At 68.5% G+C, this 14,659-nt stretch carries 14 protein-coding genes; 4 read left to right on the top strand and 10 right to left on the bottom strand.

Annotated features, from left to right (window positions below; genetic code table 11):
• Nucleotides 1-28: 28 nt before the first annotated feature.
• From I6H87_RS28230 to I6H87_RS28195, 8 genes are all read right to left on the bottom strand, one after another.
• On the bottom strand, nt 29-799 hold the full coding sequence (locus I6H87_RS28230) for a sulfite exporter TauE/SafE family protein (RefSeq protein ID WP_011617520.1): 771 nt from the start codon (nt 797-799) through the stop codon (nt 29-31).
• Nucleotides 796-1,830 (bottom strand): phosphate acetyltransferase, encoded by a 1,035-nt coding sequence (gene pta / locus I6H87_RS28225; RefSeq protein WP_011617519.1) that lies wholly within the window; start codon nt 1,828-1,830, stop codon nt 796-798. Before pta ends, I6H87_RS28230 begins: the two co-directional genes overlap by 4 nt.
• A gap of 122 nt (nt 1,831-1,952) precedes the next feature.
• The gene (gene xsc / locus I6H87_RS28220; protein ID WP_037023447.1) at nt 1,953-3,719 is read right to left on the bottom strand and encodes a sulfoacetaldehyde acetyltransferase; all 1,767 of its coding nucleotides are present in this window, start codon (nt 3,717-3,719) and stop codon (nt 1,953-1,955) included.
• A gap of 402 nt (nt 3,720-4,121) precedes the next feature.
• Nucleotides 4,122-5,297, bottom strand: coding sequence for a c-type cytochrome (locus I6H87_RS28215; protein ID WP_011617518.1), 1,176 nt, complete (start codon nt 5,295-5,297; stop codon nt 4,122-4,124).
• A 31-nt stretch (nt 5,298-5,328) separates the two neighbouring features.
• Nucleotides 5,329-6,207, bottom strand: coding sequence for an ABC transporter ATP-binding protein (locus I6H87_RS28210; RefSeq protein ID WP_011617517.1), 879 nt, complete (start codon nt 6,205-6,207; stop codon nt 5,329-5,331).
• Nucleotides 6,201-7,259 (bottom strand): ABC transporter permease, encoded by a 1,059-nt coding sequence (locus I6H87_RS28205; protein ID WP_010810347.1) that lies wholly within the window; start codon nt 7,257-7,259, stop codon nt 6,201-6,203. The genes I6H87_RS28210 and I6H87_RS28205 overlap by 7 nt, the downstream gene beginning before the upstream one ends.
• Before the next feature lie 4 nt (nt 7,260-7,263).
• Complete coding sequence (locus tag I6H87_RS28200; RefSeq protein WP_011617516.1) at nt 7,264-8,280, bottom strand: ABC transporter substrate-binding protein; 1,017 nt, start codon at nt 8,278-8,280, stop codon at nt 7,264-7,266.
• 41 nt (nt 8,281-8,321) lie between these two features.
• Nucleotides 8,322-9,419 (bottom strand): LLM class flavin-dependent oxidoreductase, encoded by a 1,098-nt coding sequence (locus tag I6H87_RS28195; RefSeq protein ID WP_011617515.1) that lies wholly within the window; start codon nt 9,417-9,419, stop codon nt 8,322-8,324.
• A 228-nt stretch (nt 9,420-9,647) separates the two neighbouring features.
• Here I6H87_RS28195 and I6H87_RS28190 point away from each other — a divergent pair, with 228 nt between their 5' ends.
• The 3 genes from I6H87_RS28190 to I6H87_RS28180 all read left to right on the top strand — a co-directional run bounded on the left by I6H87_RS28190 (nt 9,648) and on the right by I6H87_RS28180 (nt 13,209).
• Nucleotides 9,648-10,859, top strand: coding sequence for an acyl-CoA dehydrogenase family protein (locus tag I6H87_RS28190; RefSeq protein ID WP_011617514.1), 1,212 nt, complete (start codon nt 9,648-9,650; stop codon nt 10,857-10,859).
• 113 nt (nt 10,860-10,972) lie between these two features.
• A complete protein-coding gene (locus tag I6H87_RS28185) occupies nt 10,973-11,590 on the top strand; it encodes a cysteine dioxygenase family protein (protein WP_010810343.1) in 618 nt (205 codons plus the stop codon).
• Nucleotides 11,587-13,209 (top strand): rhodanese-related sulfurtransferase, encoded by a 1,623-nt coding sequence (locus I6H87_RS28180; protein ID WP_011617513.1) that lies wholly within the window; start codon nt 11,587-11,589, stop codon nt 13,207-13,209. The genes I6H87_RS28185 and I6H87_RS28180 overlap by 4 nt, the downstream gene beginning before the upstream one ends.
• Nucleotides 13,210-13,348: 139 nt before the next feature.
• On the opposite strand, the gene I6H87_RS28175 is transcribed toward I6H87_RS28180, so the two are convergent.
• Both I6H87_RS28175 and I6H87_RS28170 read right to left on the bottom strand, forming a co-directional pair.
• Nucleotides 13,349-13,708 carry a type II toxin-antitoxin system PemK/MazF family toxin gene (locus tag I6H87_RS28175; protein ID WP_011617512.1) on the bottom strand — a complete coding sequence of 120 codons (360 nt, stop codon included), beginning with the start codon at nt 13,706-13,708 and terminating at the stop codon, nt 13,349-13,351.
• Nucleotides 13,701-13,931, bottom strand: a complete 231-nt coding sequence (locus tag I6H87_RS28170) for an antitoxin (protein ID WP_037023349.1) — start codon at nt 13,929-13,931, stop codon at nt 13,701-13,703. The genes I6H87_RS28175 and I6H87_RS28170 overlap by 8 nt, the downstream gene beginning before the upstream one ends.
• A 156-nt stretch (nt 13,932-14,087) precedes the next feature.
• Here I6H87_RS28170 and I6H87_RS28165 point away from each other — a divergent pair, with 156 nt between their 5' ends.
• Entirely contained in the window at nt 14,088-14,492 is a 405-nt protein-coding gene (locus tag I6H87_RS28165) for a hypothetical protein (RefSeq protein WP_010810337.1), read from the top strand.
• The last annotated feature ends 167 nt before the right edge of the window (nt 14,493-14,659 follow it).

Below are 14,659 nucleotides of genomic sequence, written 5' to 3'. Positions count from 1 at the left end.
CGTCCCGGTTCTAAGGGCGCGCGCGCCCTTAGAGCACCCACGCCGAAATCGCCGGCAGCATCAGGCTGGCCCCGATCCCGATCAACACCCCGAACGCCACCCTGCGCGTCGTGGCCGGCGAGAACGGCGGCGGAAAACGCCGCCCCAGCAACGTGGCGATCACCACCACCGGCACGGCAATGGCGGCCTGCACGCACACGGCGGCATCGAGCTGCCCCTGCCAGGCCGAGAACAGCGTGCGCACGGTGGAGGTCACGGTAAAGACCAGGATCAGCGCGCAACGGATTTCAACCGGCTTCATCGGCTGGCGGTAGAACTGGAAAATCAGCGGCGGGCCGGAGACGCCGAACATGCCGCTCAGCAGTCCGCCGAATACCCCGCTGACGAAGAAGGTGCCATCGCCGGAGCGTTGCGCCAGCGGCGCGGGCTTGAGTGCGGCGCTGAGGCCGCCATACAGGATCACGGCGCCCAGCAGCAGTTGCAGCAGGGTGGCTGCGCTGGAACTCAGGTACTCCAGCACCAGCACGCCGACCACTACCGACGGCAGGATGCCGATGGCTGCCGCGGCGACGGCGCGCCAGTCGATATGCTGCAGCTTGCCTGGCAGCGCGCAGGCGCTGTTGGCCAGCGTGACCAGGCTCACCACCGCGGCCACGGTGGCCACGGGCGCCAGCCCCAGTCCGCTGGTGACGCCCATCACGATCATGCCAAGGCCAAAGCCGGTCACCGTCTGGAAATAGGTGCCGGCACCGAGCAGGGCCTGCAGGCCCAGCAGCGGCAACAACAGTTCTGCCTTCATGCCGCCGCCTGCTCGCCCTTGCTGGCCTGTTCCGCGGTGGCTTGCGCCTGGACCACGGTGACGGCGATGACATGGAACACATCGTCCGCGCTGCAGCCGCGCGAGAGGTCGTTGGCGGGCTTGTTCAGCCCCTGCAGCATCGGCCCGATGGCCTTGGCGCCACCGACCCGCTCGGCCAGCTTGTAGCCGATATTGCCGGCTTCCAGGCTGGGAAACACCAGCACGTTGGCGTGGCCGTTCACCTGCGAATGCGCGACCTTGCGCGCGGCGATCTCGGCGACGATGGCGGCATCGAGCTGCACGTCGCCATCGATGGCCAGGTCCGGGCGTTGCGCGCGCACGCGCTCGGTGGCGGCCACCACCTTGTCCACTGCCGCATGGCTGGCGCTGCCACTGGTCGAGAACGACAGCATGGCCACGCGCGGCTCTTCCATCAGCAGCGTGCGTGCGCTGTCGGCCGCGGCCATGGCGATATCGGCAAGCGCATCGGCATCCGGATCCACCACCAGCCCGCAGTCGGAGAAGATCAGCCCGCCCTTGAGCGTGTGGAAAGGCTCGCACAGCATCATCAGGAAGAAGCTCGACACCAGCCGGAAGCCGGGTGCCAGCCCGATCAGCTGGATCGCGTTGCGCACCACGTCGGCGGTGGTGTGGTCGGCGCCCGCCACCGAACCGTCGGCGTGGCCAAGGCGCACCATCAGGTTGGCGAAGCACAGCGGATCGAGCACGGCGCGCTTGGCTTCATCGAGCGTCATGCCCTTCTTCTGGCGCAGCGCAAAGAGTTGCTGCGCGAACGAGGGCGTGAGCGCCGAGGTCGATGGGTCGACCAGCGTCATGCCGTCCAGCCCGATGCCGTGGATGGCCGCGGCGGCGTTGATCTGGCGCGTGTTGCCGACCAGCACGATGCGCGCGATGCCTTCCTGCGACGCGCGCTGCGCGGCCTGCAGGATGCGCGGGTCTTCGGCCTCGCACAGCACGATGCGGCGAGGCGCGGCGCGGGCGCGGTCGATGATGCGGAGGATGGCTTTCATGGTGGTTGGCTCGGTAAAACTGAAAAAAGGGCCAGCGACCTGCGCTATGCCCTTGGTGTTCTCCCCTCTCCCGCAAGCGGGAGAGGGAGCACGCCGTCAGCTGGCGGTGTGCAGTACTTCGATCAGACGTAGTCCTTGTACTTGTCCAGGTAACGCACCGGCTTGGCCAGCGCATCGCGGCGGAACGGGTCGCCCAGTTCACGCGTGCACATGATCTCGATGATCGTGGTCTTGCCATGATTCATCTGCAGGTCGATGGCGCGCTTCAGGGCCGGGCCGACATCTTCCAGCCGATCCACCACGATGCCTTCCGCACCCATCGCCTTGGCGATGCCGGCAAAGCTCTGGTTGTCCAGCTCGCCCGCCACAAAGCGGCGGTTGTAGAAGTCCACCTGGTTCTTCTTCTCCGCGCCCCACTGGCGGTTGTGGAACACCACCGCGGTCACCGGGATGTTGTGGCGCACGCAGGTCATGGTTTCCATCAGGCTCATGCCCCAGGCGCCGTCACCGGCGTACGACACGGCCGGGCGGTGCGGTGCCGCGACCTTGGCGCCGATGATGGTCGGGAAGGCGTAACCGCAGTTGCCCCAGCTCATCGCCGCGAAGAAGCTGCGCGGCTTCTCGAAGCGCAGGTAGCTGTTGGCCACCGAGTTGATGTTGCCGATGTCGGTGGACACCATCACATCTTCCGGCATGGCCTTTTCCAGCTCGCGCAGCACCTGGCGCGGATGCAGGTAGTGGCCGCCGGTGGGCGTGCGCTCCTGCTTCTGCTCTTCGATCATGTCCAGGCTGTACGGGTCGCGCTCATGGGTCCAGTCGTCCAGCTCCTTCTCCCACGCGGCCTTTTCGTTGGCGATTTCGGTGGCGCGGGCCTCGCGGCTGGCGTCGCAGGCCAGCGTGCGGCCGGCCAGGCGCTGGCTCAGCGCGACCGCGGCGGCCTTGGCGTCGCCGCAGATGCCCACCGAGATCTTCTTCACCAGGCCCAGCATCTTGTGGTCGGCGTCGATCTGGATGATCTTGGCGTTCTTCGGCCAGTAGTCCATGCCGTGCTGCGGCAGCGTGCCGAACGGCCCCAGGCGCGAGCCCAGCGCGATCACCACGTCGGCGCGCGAGATCAGCTTCATCGCCGCCTTCGAACCCTGGTAGCCCAGCGGGCCGCACCACAGCGGGTGGCTGGCCGGGAACGAGTCGTTGTGCAGGTAGCTGTTGACCACCGGCGCGCCCAGGCGCTCGGCCAGGGCCTTGCACTCTTCGATCGCATCGGCCATCACCACGCCGCCGCCCGAGATGATCACCGGGAATTTGGCGTTGGCCAGCAGCTCGGCCGCTTCGTTCAGGCTCTGCTCGCCGCCGGGGCCGCGGTCGAGGCGGCGCGGCTGCGGGATCTCGACGTTGACCTTGCCGTAGAAGTGGTCACGCGGGATGTTCAGCTGGGTCGGGCCCATTTCCGCGGTGGCGCGGTCGAAGCAGCGGGCGGTGAACTCGGCCATGCGGGCCGGGTTGGTGACGTGGCCCTGGTACTTGGTGAACTCCTGGAACATGGGCAGCTGGTTGGCTTCCTGGAAGCCGCCCAGGCCAATGCCCATGGTGCCGGCCTCGGGCGTGACGATCACCACCGGGCTGTGGGCCCAGTAGGCAGCGGCGATCGAGGTCACGCAGTTGGAGATGCCGGGGCCGTTCTGGCCGATCACCACACCGTGGCGGCCCGACACGCGGGCGTAGCCGTCGGCCATGTGGCCGGCGCCTTGTTCGTGCACCACCGGGATCAGGCGGATGCCCGCCGGCGCGAAGATGTCCATCGCATCCATGAAGGCCGAGCCCATGATGCCGAACATGTCGGTCACGCCATTGGCGGCCAGCGTTTCAACGAAGGCTTCCGACGGGGTCATGGTCTGCGGGCCGGCCGGGACCTGGCTCTCCTTCGCGGCGGCCGAGCCACCGGAAACGGCGGGATTCGAGGTGGTATCGAGGTCGCGCATGGCGTTGTCTCCTGATGAGGGTCTTATAAAGTGGAACAGGACGTTCCGGAAAATTGCTTGCTGGAGGAAATGTAGGCGGAAGACTTCGGTTGGTCAATAGGAAGTTTTGATTTACGGAATGAAATTGATGAAAAATTGAGACAAGGTGCGGTTTTGAGTGCCTCGTACGGCATTTATAGGGGTCCGTTGGCCGTTCCAGAGCGGCGACGGAAGGTGCGCCGCGGGCGAGGGCTCACCTGCGGTGGCGGAAACAAGGGGGAGGAGGGTCAGGCGTGCGGCACTCGGATGGCTGCGTGCCGGCCTGGGGGCGGTTCAGTGAATGAAGCCGCCCTTGACGAAGCGCACCGGCTCGGCGTCCATGCGCAGGAGCAGCGCAGTCAGCCCGTCAGTCGCGGGCGAAGGCGCGCGCTGTGCGCCGGCGTCCGGTCCCGAGACGCAGACCAGGTCTGCGTCGGACCATTGCCGCCCCGGCGTGCCGCGGGCGCGCAGCCAGCCGCCGCGGTCGGCCAGCAGCTGGGTGCCGGCCAGGCGCGAAGGCGATTGCCCGGCGATTGCCGCCACGGCCTGCCAGGCATGCGAGGAGACCGCGGCGCAGCCGGCACGGAAGCGCGGCACCTGCGCCGGCGGTTGCCCGTCAGGCGTGACCAGCACGGTCAGGAAGCGGGGATCCTCGAACGGCAACGATGCCATCCCGTCCACCGCCACCAGCCGCACGCGCTGGTCGCCGCGCCATTGCGACAGCGCCAGCGGCGCGGCATCGGCGCAGCGGATTGCCATCTCCGGCAGCCGCAACGGCACCGGCCAGTTGCCCTCGGCACCACCGCCGGCCGACAGCGCTTTCATGTAGTCGATCACAGCCCAGGCCTCGCGGAGGCCGAGCACATTGCCGAAGGCCGGCATGGTGGGCTGGCCGTGACGGTCGCGCATGCCGGCCAGCACATGCCAGAACAGCTCGCCATCGACGCGGCGCGCCAGCAGCGGGCTGACCAGCGTGGGCGGCCACTGCGCCAGGCTGGCGGCCAGCGGCCCTTCTCCGCGCCCGTCCGCGCCGTGGCAGCTGGCGCAATGCTGCGCATAGACCCGGGCGCCGAGCGCGATGGCATCGACGGAGAAGCGGGTAGGGCTGGCGTGGAAGCTGGTCGGCGCTGCCGGCACCAACAGCAGCGCTGCGCTGGGCCAGGGGGCCGCCACCAGGGCGAGCGCACCGGCGGCCAGCAGCACGCCGCGATGGCGTCGCCAGGCCAGCGCGGCGGTAATGGCCAGCACGGCAAAGACAAGGGCGCACAGGCTCAGGCCGACCTGGCGCGCGAGGCCCAGGTCGATCAGCAGGGTTTCGCCCGCCACGCGCCGTGCCCACGGCCAGGCTGGCTGGCCGTGGCTGTCGCCGGTCAGGCCAAGGGCATGCCATAGCGACAACAGGGCCAGCTGGAATTTCTCGATCAGAACCAGCAGTGCATTGAGCCATGCCTGCGGCGGCGGGCTGTTCATCTGGCGGCCCGCGAGGTGAAGCGCAACGCCATTACCAGCTCGCGTCCAGCCCCAGGTGGCGCAGCGCTTCGTGCCGCAGCCCGGTCAGCCGCGGATCGCCGCGATGGCGCGGGTAGGGCAGGTCGACCCGGATCTCCGCCGTGATGCGTGCCGGACGCTGGCTGAAGATGATCACGCGCTGCGCCAGGAACAGCGCTTCCTCCACGTCGTGCGTGACCAGCAGCGCCGAGAAGCGCGAGCGTTGCCACAGTTCGACCAGGTCGCTCTGCATTGCCAGCCGCGTCAGCGAATCCAGCTTGCCCAGCGGCTCGTCCAGCACCAGCAGGCGCGGATCGTTGACCAGCGCGCGCGCCAGCGCCACGCGCTGCGCCATGCCGCCCGAGAGCTGGTGCGGGAAGGCGCGGGCGAAGGTCTCCAGCCCTACGCGCCGCAACGCATCATCCACGCGCGGGCGCTGGCTTGCCAGCACGCCGCGTGCCTGCAAGCCCAGCGCGACGTTGTCCCAAACGCGCCGCCACGGGTACAGCGTGGGGTCCTGGAACACCACGATGCGCGACGGGTCAGGCTCGGCGATCGAGGTGCCGTCCTGCAGGATCTCGCCGGAGGAGGGCTGGTCCAGCCCTGCCACCAGCCGCAGCAGCGTGGACTTGCCGCAACCGCTGGGCCCCAGCAGCGCGACGAATTCGCCCGGTGCGACGCTCAGGTCGACGTCGTCCAGCACCTGCAGCCCGTCGCTGCCGCTGCCGAACCAGTGGCTGACCTGATGGATGTCGATGCGGGCACCGGTCTGGGCTTCCGCGGTGTCGTCTGCCGCCGCGTTAGCTCCCCTCTTCCGCGTGCGGGAGAGGGGAGTCTTCTTCACGTGCGTGTAGGGTCTCGATGCTTTCAACCGCTCAACAACACTCACCATTTCACCGTCCCCTTCTGCCACGACAGCACCCGGTCACGCGCCACGAACAGCAGCGTGATCACGCCCGAGAACAGCAGCGCCATCACGATCAGCGCCGCATACATATTGACGTAAGAAGCCCAGCCCTGCGCCCACGTCAGGTACCAGCCCAGGCCCGACTTCACGCCCATCATCTCCGCCGTCACCAGCACCGAGAACGAAGCGCCCAGACCCATGAACAGGCCGACGAATACCTGCGGCAGCGCCGCCGGGATCGCCACGCGCAGCACCAGGAACCAGCCCGAGGCGCCCATGGTGCGCGCCACGTCGTAGTAGCTCTTGTTGACGCCGGCCACGCCTGACCAGGTCAGCACCGCCACCGGGAAGGCGGTGGCCAGCGCGATCAGGAACACCGCGGCGGAATAGCTCGACGGGAAGAAGTAGAAGGTCAGCGGCAGCAGCGCGGTCGACGGAAGCGGGCCCAGCACGCGCAGCACCGGATGCACCCAGTAGCCGATGCGGCGCGACCAGCCGATCGACACGCCCACCAGGAAGCCGGCCAGCCCGCCATAGGCCACGCCCAGCCCGAGCAGCCTGAGCGTGTTCAGCGCGCTGTCGCCGAGGCGCCGCCAGTCGTCGGCATAGACCTCGATCAGCGCCTGTGGCGGCGCGAAGAAGGGCGTGGGCAGGATGGCGGTCTTGGCGGTCAGGATTTCCCACGCGGCCAGGGCCACGGGCAGCGCCACCAGCCACGGGCCGGCGGCGCGCAGCGTGGCCAGCGCGCGTTGCGCGGCCCGGACCCGCTGGCCGGCCAGCGCAACTAGTGCCAGCAACGCGGCGCCTGCCAGCGCCGCAATCCCCAGCTCTGTCGTATAGGCCCAGTCGCTGAAGCCCACCGCCTGGTTGGGCCACAGCCATGTCAGCGCGCCGAACGCGGCCCACGCCAGCGCGGCGAGGATGCCGGTGGCCCAGACCGGGCCGGACGCGCGCGCGCTTGCGGCGGCATGCGGCACGGGGGCCGCGGCTGGCTTGCGCGCAAGCCCGGCGTCGAATGCAGGTTGGCTTGTCGTCATGGCATCACCCCAGCACATTGGCGTAGACGTGCTGCGCCAGGCGTTTGGCATCGGTGGTCTTCTTCAGCACGCCGATGCGGCGGAAATCATCGGCGTAGAAGGCGATCTCGTCGCGCAGGTCGACGCCGGTCGGGTGGTGGGTATAGGTCAGCGTGGCGTAGAGCTTGCGCAGGTCTTCCGGATTGATCTTGGGCGAGTACCTGGCGAAGACCCTGGCGGCCTCGTTGGGGTTCTCGTTGATATAGTCGGTGGCCTGCACGATGGCGCGCGCCAGCGACGTGGCCGCGGGGCGGTCGTTGCGCACCAGTTCGCCGCGGGCGCCGACCACGCAGCAGACCTTGCGTGCGTACTCGCCGGTGAGGTTGGTGGCCAGTTCCACGTAGGCGCCGTTGGTGCGCTTTTCCAGCAGGTAGAGGTTGGGGTCGCCGTCGGCGATCGCCTGGATCTCGCCCTTGTCCACCGCCACGCCCAGCAGGTCGGCCGGGTACTGGCGCCAGGTGATGTCCTTGTCCGGGTCGATACCGTTCTTGGCCAGCAGGATGGTGAAGAAGTGTTTGCCCGGTGCCGCCAGGTCGCTGACGCCGACTGTCTTTCCCTTCAGCTGCTGCAGGCTGGTGACCCCCGCCGCTTTCGATCCCACCAGCCGCACGCAGCCGCCGTGCGAGCTGCCGATGATCTTGACGTCGAAGCCGGCTTCCAGCGGCTTGAGCCAGCGGTGGATCATGCCGACCGCGGCATCGGCCTTGCCGGTGGCGATCGATTCCAGCAACTGGTCGGTCGAGCCGCTGTAGTTGATCAGGTCGACCTGCAGGCCGTTCTTCTCGAAGAAGCCCTTCTCCTGCGCCACCACGATCGGCGTCAGGCAGAAGGCGTTCTGGTTCCACGCGAAGGTCAGCTTGCGCGGCGCCGACCAGGCCTGTCGGCCCAGGATCAGCGACGGCGCGGCGATGGCCGCGGCACCGGCCAGCCGCAGCACGCTGCGCCGGCGCGGGTCGGCGTGATTGTTGTTGTCCTGGCTCATGGCGAGACTCCCCGTCTTCGTTGTGTGGTGTGGCGAGGCCATCAGGCGGCCTTGCGCTCCGCCTGCTGCGCGGCGCCGTGCTGCGCCACCAGCTCGCGCACGCGCGGGATCAGCTCGCGGCCATAGTCGATGGCGTCTTCCAGCGGATCGAAGCCGCGGATCAGGAAGGTGGTGACGCCCAGTTCGTAGTACGCGAGCAGGGCCTGCGCCACCTGCTCCGGCGTGCCGATCAGCCCGGTGGAGTTGGAGCGCCCGCCGGTCTCGCGCGCGATCGCGGTCCACAGGCGCTGGTCGACCCGGTCGCCTTGGTCGGCTGCAGCGAGCAGGCGCCGTGCGCCTTCGCTCTGTTGCGGGCCGCCGCGGCTGTAGCCGGCCTGCACGCGCAGGGCGCGGGTGTGCGCCAGGATGCTGTCGGCGCGGGCCCAGGCTTTTTCTTCGGTCTCGGCCAGCACCGGGCGGAACGACACCGAGAAGCGCACCGTGCGGCCGTGCTGCGCGGCTTCGGCACGCACGCGGCCGGTCAGCTCGCGCACCTGCTCGAGCGACTCGCCCCACAGCGCGTAGACGTCGGCATGCTTGCCGGCGACGGCCAGCGCCGCTTCCGAGGCGCCGCCGAAATAGATCGGCACATGCGGCTGCTGCGCGGGCTTGACCTCCGAGAAGCCCTGGGTAAAGCGGTAGAACCGGCCTTCGTGGTCGAACGGCGCGGGCTCGGTCCAGATGCGGCGCAGGATGTGCAGGTACTCGTCGGTGCGCGCATAACGCTGGTCATGGTCGAGGAAGTCGCCGTCGCGCTGCTGCTCGCTGTCCGAGCCGCCCGAGATGAAGTGCACCCCGAGGCGGCCGCCGCTGAACTGGTCGAGCGTGGCAATCTGGCGCGCGGCCAGCGTCGGCGCGGTAAAGCCGGGGCGGTGCGCCAGCATGAAGTGGATGCGCTCGGTCACGCTGGCCGCGTAGGCGATGGTCAGCGTGGCCGACGGGCCGGTGGAATGGTGCGGCACCAGGATGCGGTCGAAGCCGGCCTGCTCGTGGGCCTGGGCAAACGCGCGCACATAGTCGCGATCGATCACCGGGCCTGACGGCGGATGGATCTCGGACTGCTTCTGGCTCTGGATCATGCCGATGAAATCGACGCTCATGCGCGTTCTCCTGTATTCGGTGAGGGCGGCAGCGTGACCGCCCGGATGGTGTTGGGCTGAGGCAGAAAGTACGACAGGCGCGCGCGCTCGCTAACGAATAAAAACGACGGTCCATATTCAATAAGCGTCGTTTTCGTAATGCGGTGCCGGCGCTACGCTAGGCGGCATTCGGTGCGGGCCGCGCGCCGGCAGCGCGCCTCGTCGTTGTCCTTCCCGGAGTCTTTTTCCATGTCATTAACGTCTACCCTGCGCAGGCTGCCCAGCAGCGAAGCGCGCCTTGGCGAGGTGCTGGCCGGGCTCTGCGCGCGCTTTGCCGCCAGTGCCGGCGCGCACGATGCCGCTGCCAGCTTTCCGCACGACAACTTTGCGCAGTTGCACGCCAATGGCCTGGTTGCGCAGGTGGTGCCGCACGCGCAGGGCGGCGGCGGGGCAGGCCTGGCGCAGGCGCGCCGCATCGTGGCCGCGGTGGCGGGCGGCGATGCCGCAACCGCGCTGGTGCTGACCATGACCTACCTGCAGCACCGCGCGATCGCCCGCGCCGATTCGCACTGGCCACAGACCGTGCGCGACCAGGTCTTTGCCAGTGCGGTGCAGGACGGTGCGCTGATCAACGCGCTGCGGGTGGAACCGGAACTGGGATCGCCGGCACGCGGCGGCCTGCCGGCCACGGTGGCCACGCGCGTGGCCGACGGCTGGCGCATCAGCGGGCGCAAGCTGTACAGCACCGGCATCCCGGCGCTGCGCTGGCTGGCGGTCTGGGCGCGCACCGATGAGCCTCAGCCGCGCGTGGGCGTGTTCCTGGTGCCCGGACCGGCGGCCGCCATCGCGGGCGTGCGCATCGTCGAAAACTGGAACCACCTTGGCCTGCGCGCTTCAGGCAGCCATGAGACCGTGCTCGACAACGTCTGGATCCCGCCTGACCACGCGGTCGATATCCGCCCGCCGTCAGCATGGGCGCCGACCGGTGCCAGCCAGGCCGACATCGACGCCAACGCCGACCAGCAGGGCTGGATGATCGTGCTGCTGGGCAGCCTCTATGACGCGGTGGCACGCGCTGCCGCCGCATGGATCGGCGATTTCGTTCGCGAGCGCGCGCCCGGCAGCCTGGGCGCACCGCTGGCCACGCTGCCGCGCGTTCAGGAAGCCATCGGCGAGATCGCCGCGTTGCTGCGGGCCAATCAGGTGTTGCTGGACGATGCCGCCGCGCGCACCGACGCGGGCGAGGCGCCCACGCCGGCCGACAGCGGGCTGCTCAAGTACACGGTGACCGGCAATGCGATCCGCGCGGTGGAACTGGCACTGCAGCTCTCCGGCAACCACGGCTTGAGCCGGAACAACCCGCTGGAGCGCCACTACCGCGACGTGCTGTGCAGCCGCATCCATACGCCGCAGAACGATTCCATCCTGGTCGCCGCCGGGCGGGCGCAGCTTGGCCTGTAAGCGCGGGCCTGCCTGGCCGTGCTATGTTTGCAGCAGCACCGCCCCGCGGATGGCCGCAGCGCAGGCGCCCGCCGCGCCGGCAAACCAGAACGAGACACTCCGGAGTCAATCCCATGGGCAGCACCCCCACCCCCAACCCGCTCGCGCCGCTGCGCGACTTCATCACCGGCCTGGCCGCGCTGCTGGACCAGCAGCCGGACGAGCCCCGCATCCTGCGCGAAGGCGGGGCGCTGCTGGCAAGGCTGGTTGCGCGCGACGACTGGCTGCCCGATGCCTGGGCCCAGCCGCATCCCGAGTACTACCAGCAGCACCTGCTGCATTGCGATTCCGCCGAACGCTTCTCGGTCGTCAGCTTTGTCTGGGGACCGGGCCAGCGCACGCCCATCCACGACCACACCGTATGGGGCCTGATCGGCATGCTGCGCGGCGCGGAAGACTCGCAGCCATTCGTGCTCGACGCCGGCGGCCGGCCCGTGCCGCATGGCGATGCCGTGCGCCTGCTGCCCGGGCAGGTCGAGGCCGTGTCGCCCACGGTCGGCGATATCCACCGTGTCAACAACGTGCATGACGACCGCGTCTCGGTCAGCATCCACGTCTACGGCGCCAATATCGGCGCGGTGCGCCGTTCGGTCTATGCCGAGGATGGCACGCGCAAGCCCTTTATCTCCGGCTATTCCAACCAGACCCTGCCCAACCTGTGGGACCGCTCCCGCGAAGTTGCCCAGTCATGACCAAGATTACTGCTACGCAAGCTGCATCGGTTTTCCCGACCTATTCGCCCGAGGACGTGCGCAAGGCCCTGCTCAACCACGACGAAATCGCACTGATCGATGTGCGCGAGGAAGACCCCTTCGCGCAGGAACACCCGCTGTGGGCGGCCAACTTCCCGCTGTCGAAGCTTGAGATCGAAGCGTGGGCGCGTATCCCGCGCCGCGACACGCTGATCGTCGTCTACGGCGAATACGCTGGCACCGACCTGGCGCCGCGCGCCGCGGCCGTGCTGCGCGAGCTGGGCTATACGCGCGTGCATCTGCTGGAAGGCGGACTGCGCGCCTGGATCGACGGCGGCGGCGAGGTGTTCCGCGACGTCAACGTGCCGAGCAAGTCGTTCGGCGAAGTCGTCGAAGCCAGGCGCCACACGCCGTCGCTTGCCGCCGAGGAAGTGCAGGCATTGATCGACACCAAGGCCGATGTGGTGATCGTCGATGCGCGCCGCTTCGACGAGTACCAGACCATGAGCATTCCCACGGCGACCAGCGTGCCGGGCGCCGAACTGGTGCTGCGCGTGCGCGAGCTGGCGCCCGATCCGAACACGCGTGTGATCGTCAACTGCGCCGGGCGCACGCGCAGCATCATCGGCACCCAGTCGCTGGTCAACGCGGGCATTCCCAACCCGGTGGCGGCGCTGCGCAACGGCACCATCGGCTGGACCCTGGCTGGCCAGCAACTGGACCATGGCGCCAGCCGCCGCGCGCCCGCCGCGGTCAGCGATGCCAACCGCGACAGTGCCTGCCGTGGCGCGCGCGAGATCGCCGACCGGGCCGGCGTTCGCCGCATTGCGCTGGCCCAGATCGAAACGCTGCAGCAGCCCGGGCGCACTGTGTACCGCTTCGACGTGCGCACGCCTGAGGAATTCGCAGACAGCCACCTGCCGGGCTTTGTCAACGCGCCGGGCGGCCAGCTGGTGCAGGAGACCGATCATTCCGCTCCGGTGCGCGGTGCGCGCATCGTGCTGGCGGATGATGACGACGTGCGCGCCAGCATGACCGGCTCATGGCTGGCGCAGATGGGCTGGGACGTCTGGGTGGTGGAACCGGCGACAGCGGCGGAACGTAGCGAAACCGGCGCGGTCAGCGCACCGGTGCCGGCGTCAGCGCCGGTATCGACCGTCACTGCAGCCGAACTGGCCAAATGGATTGACGCAGGCGACGGCAGCACCGCTGTCCTCGACTTCACCACCAGCGCCAACTACGTCAAGCGCCATATTCCCGGCGCCTACTTCGTCATTCGCGCGCAGCTTGCGGACGCGCTGCCGCGCATCCCGCAGCCCAGGCGCTACGTGCTCACCTGCGGATCGAGCCTGCTGGCGCGCTTTGCCGCGGCCGACCTGCAGCGCCTGACGGATGCGGAAGTGCTGGTGCTGGAAGGCGGCACCCAGGCGTGGATTGCAGCGGGGCTGCCGCTGGAAAGCGGGGAAACGCGCCTGGCCTCGGAACGCACTGACCGCTACCGCCGGCCGTATGAGGGCACTGACAACCCGCGCGAGGCGATGCAGGGCTACCTGGACTGGGAGTTCGGCCTGATCGCGCAACTGGAGCGCGACGGGACGCATGGGTTCAGGGTGGCGTAGGGCGCGGTGGCAGGTTATGTTTTGAGCATGCCCGGGTAGTGCTCTTGCAGCCAGTTGTGCATGGCTGCCTCCCCATCCATCGCTGCATATCATGCACTGTCACTGCATGATATGCAGTGGTGCAGAGGCGAAAGGGAGCTCAAAGCTTAAGGAGGAGTCGCAATGCCTCCTCCACTTTACTCATGTAATCAGTCCCCAATCTCGCGACCGGCCGGCCGCCGATGAACCGGCGATTGGACACCGCTCGGACCTGATCGATCAGCAGGTCCGTCTCATAGGCCAGGCCAGGCAGCTTGCCCAGCGCGACCCGCAACGGAAAGCAATCCTCGCGCTCGATTTGTGATGTGCCCGGCACGATGATCGTGGTCGGGTGGCCGGCGTCGTTGAGCAAATCCGTCTGGATGACCAGCGCCGGCCGGTTGCGCTTGGCCGGCTCTTCCCGATGGGTCTGTGGGTTGAGGTCGACCTCCCAGATCTGCCCGCGTTTCAGCTCAGTCAAGCCCGTCTCCGGCCGATGCGTCCATTTCCTCGCTGGCGGCCAGGTGCTTTGCCGAGAGCTTGCGGGAAAGCACGGCGATACGGGAGGCCATTTCCCGTTCGTTCTTCTCGCGCACGGCGTCGCGGATGTAGTCGGAGGTTTTTTGTCCCGATGCCTTTGCCAGCGCGCGAGTCTGGTCGGCCAGTTCTTCGCCGGCGCGGAAGGACAAGGTCGTTCCTTGCAAGCCCTTTCAGGCGCCCGATCTCTCTACAGCAAGGGAACGAACGTAACGATTCCCTGTCAATCGTAATCGTTCAGTTACAATGCTGTCCTGCAGCATCCTGCCGGCCAGGCCCCCGACTGGGGACGGCCGGCGGATGCCGTCAATGCCCCCGATTCAATGCGACTGTTGTTCCTGCTGCTGACTGCCATGTGCCTGTCGCTGCTCTCCTTCGGAGCAGTGGCGGACGCGCGCGCGGCGCTGCAGGCGCAGGCCAGCGTTGACCTGGTGGACCTGGCGGCGGCACAGCCTGTCGACGACCTGGGCCGCATCATCGTGCCCGGCGACGACGGCTTGCATGACGACGATATCTGCGACGACCCGCCCCCCGGGTATTGCAATATCTGGTCGGCGGACCTGCTCGACCCCCTCGACCTGCTCGACGAGATCGAGGAATCCAGTGCCCTGATTGCCTTGCCGCCAGTGAAGCTGCTGCTGCCCTCCGGCGATGTCGCCCAGCATCCGCCTGGCCGCGCCGAGCCGCCGCCTTCGGCCTTCTTCCGGCCACCCATTTCCCGCGCCTGAGCGTTTCCTGCGCCCGCACCGCACGCGCTGCAGCATGCCGCCTCCGTGCCGCGGGCCGCGCCCCCTTGCCTGATATCGCCAGCCTGCCTGTTGCCTGACCGCGCGGGCAAGCCGCTGCCGTTGTGCGTCCTGCCGTGATCGCGTCCAAGCGACCGCTCGCCCGGGGC

Origin of the sequence: Cupriavidus necator, from assembly GCF_016127575.1 — a bacterium.
Lineage (GTDB): Bacteria > Pseudomonadota > Gammaproteobacteria > Burkholderiales > Burkholderiaceae > Cupriavidus > Cupriavidus necator_D.
This window is presented reverse-complemented; position numbering and strand designations above follow the sequence as displayed.

What these genes read in the sequence shown, in the direction of transcription:
- I6H87_RS28215 (WP_011617518.1), bottom strand. Translation starts at nt 5,297, where the DNA reads ATGAACAGCCCGCCGCCGCAGGCATGGCTCAATGCACTGCTGGTTCTG.
- I6H87_RS28195 (WP_011617515.1), bottom strand. Translation starts at nt 9,419, where the DNA reads ATGAGCGTCGATTTCATCGGCATGATCCAGAGCCAGAAGCAGTCCGAG.
- I6H87_RS28190 (WP_011617514.1), top strand. Translation starts at nt 9,648, where the DNA reads ATGTCATTAACGTCTACCCTGCGCAGGCTGCCCAGCAGCGAAGCGCGC.
- I6H87_RS28210 (WP_011617517.1), bottom strand. Translation starts at nt 6,207, where the DNA reads ATGGTGAGTGTTGTTGAGCGGTTGAAAGCATCGAGACCCTACACGCAC.
- pta (WP_011617519.1), bottom strand. Translation starts at nt 1,830, where the DNA reads ATGAAAGCCATCCTCCGCATCATCGACCGCGCCCGCGCCGCGCCTCGC.
- I6H87_RS28185 (WP_010810343.1), top strand. Translation starts at nt 10,973, where the DNA reads ATGGGCAGCACCCCCACCCCCAACCCGCTCGCGCCGCTGCGCGACTTC.
- I6H87_RS28165 (WP_010810337.1), top strand. Translation starts at nt 14,088, where the DNA reads ATGCGACTGTTGTTCCTGCTGCTGACTGCCATGTGCCTGTCGCTGCTC.
- I6H87_RS28180 (WP_011617513.1), top strand. Translation starts at nt 11,587, where the DNA reads ATGACCAAGATTACTGCTACGCAAGCTGCATCGGTTTTCCCGACCTAT.
- I6H87_RS28205 (WP_010810347.1), bottom strand. Translation starts at nt 7,259, where the DNA reads ATGACGACAAGCCAACCTGCATTCGACGCCGGGCTTGCGCGCAAGCCA.
- xsc (WP_037023447.1), bottom strand. Translation starts at nt 3,719, where the DNA reads ATGACCCCGTCGGAAGCCTTCGTTGAAACGCTGGCCGCCAATGGCGTG.
- I6H87_RS28200 (WP_011617516.1), bottom strand. Translation starts at nt 8,280, where the DNA reads ATGAGCCAGGACAACAACAATCACGCCGACCCGCGCCGGCGCAGCGTG.
- I6H87_RS28230 (WP_011617520.1), bottom strand. Translation starts at nt 799, where the DNA reads ATGAAGGCAGAACTGTTGTTGCCGCTGCTGGGCCTGCAGGCCCTGCTC.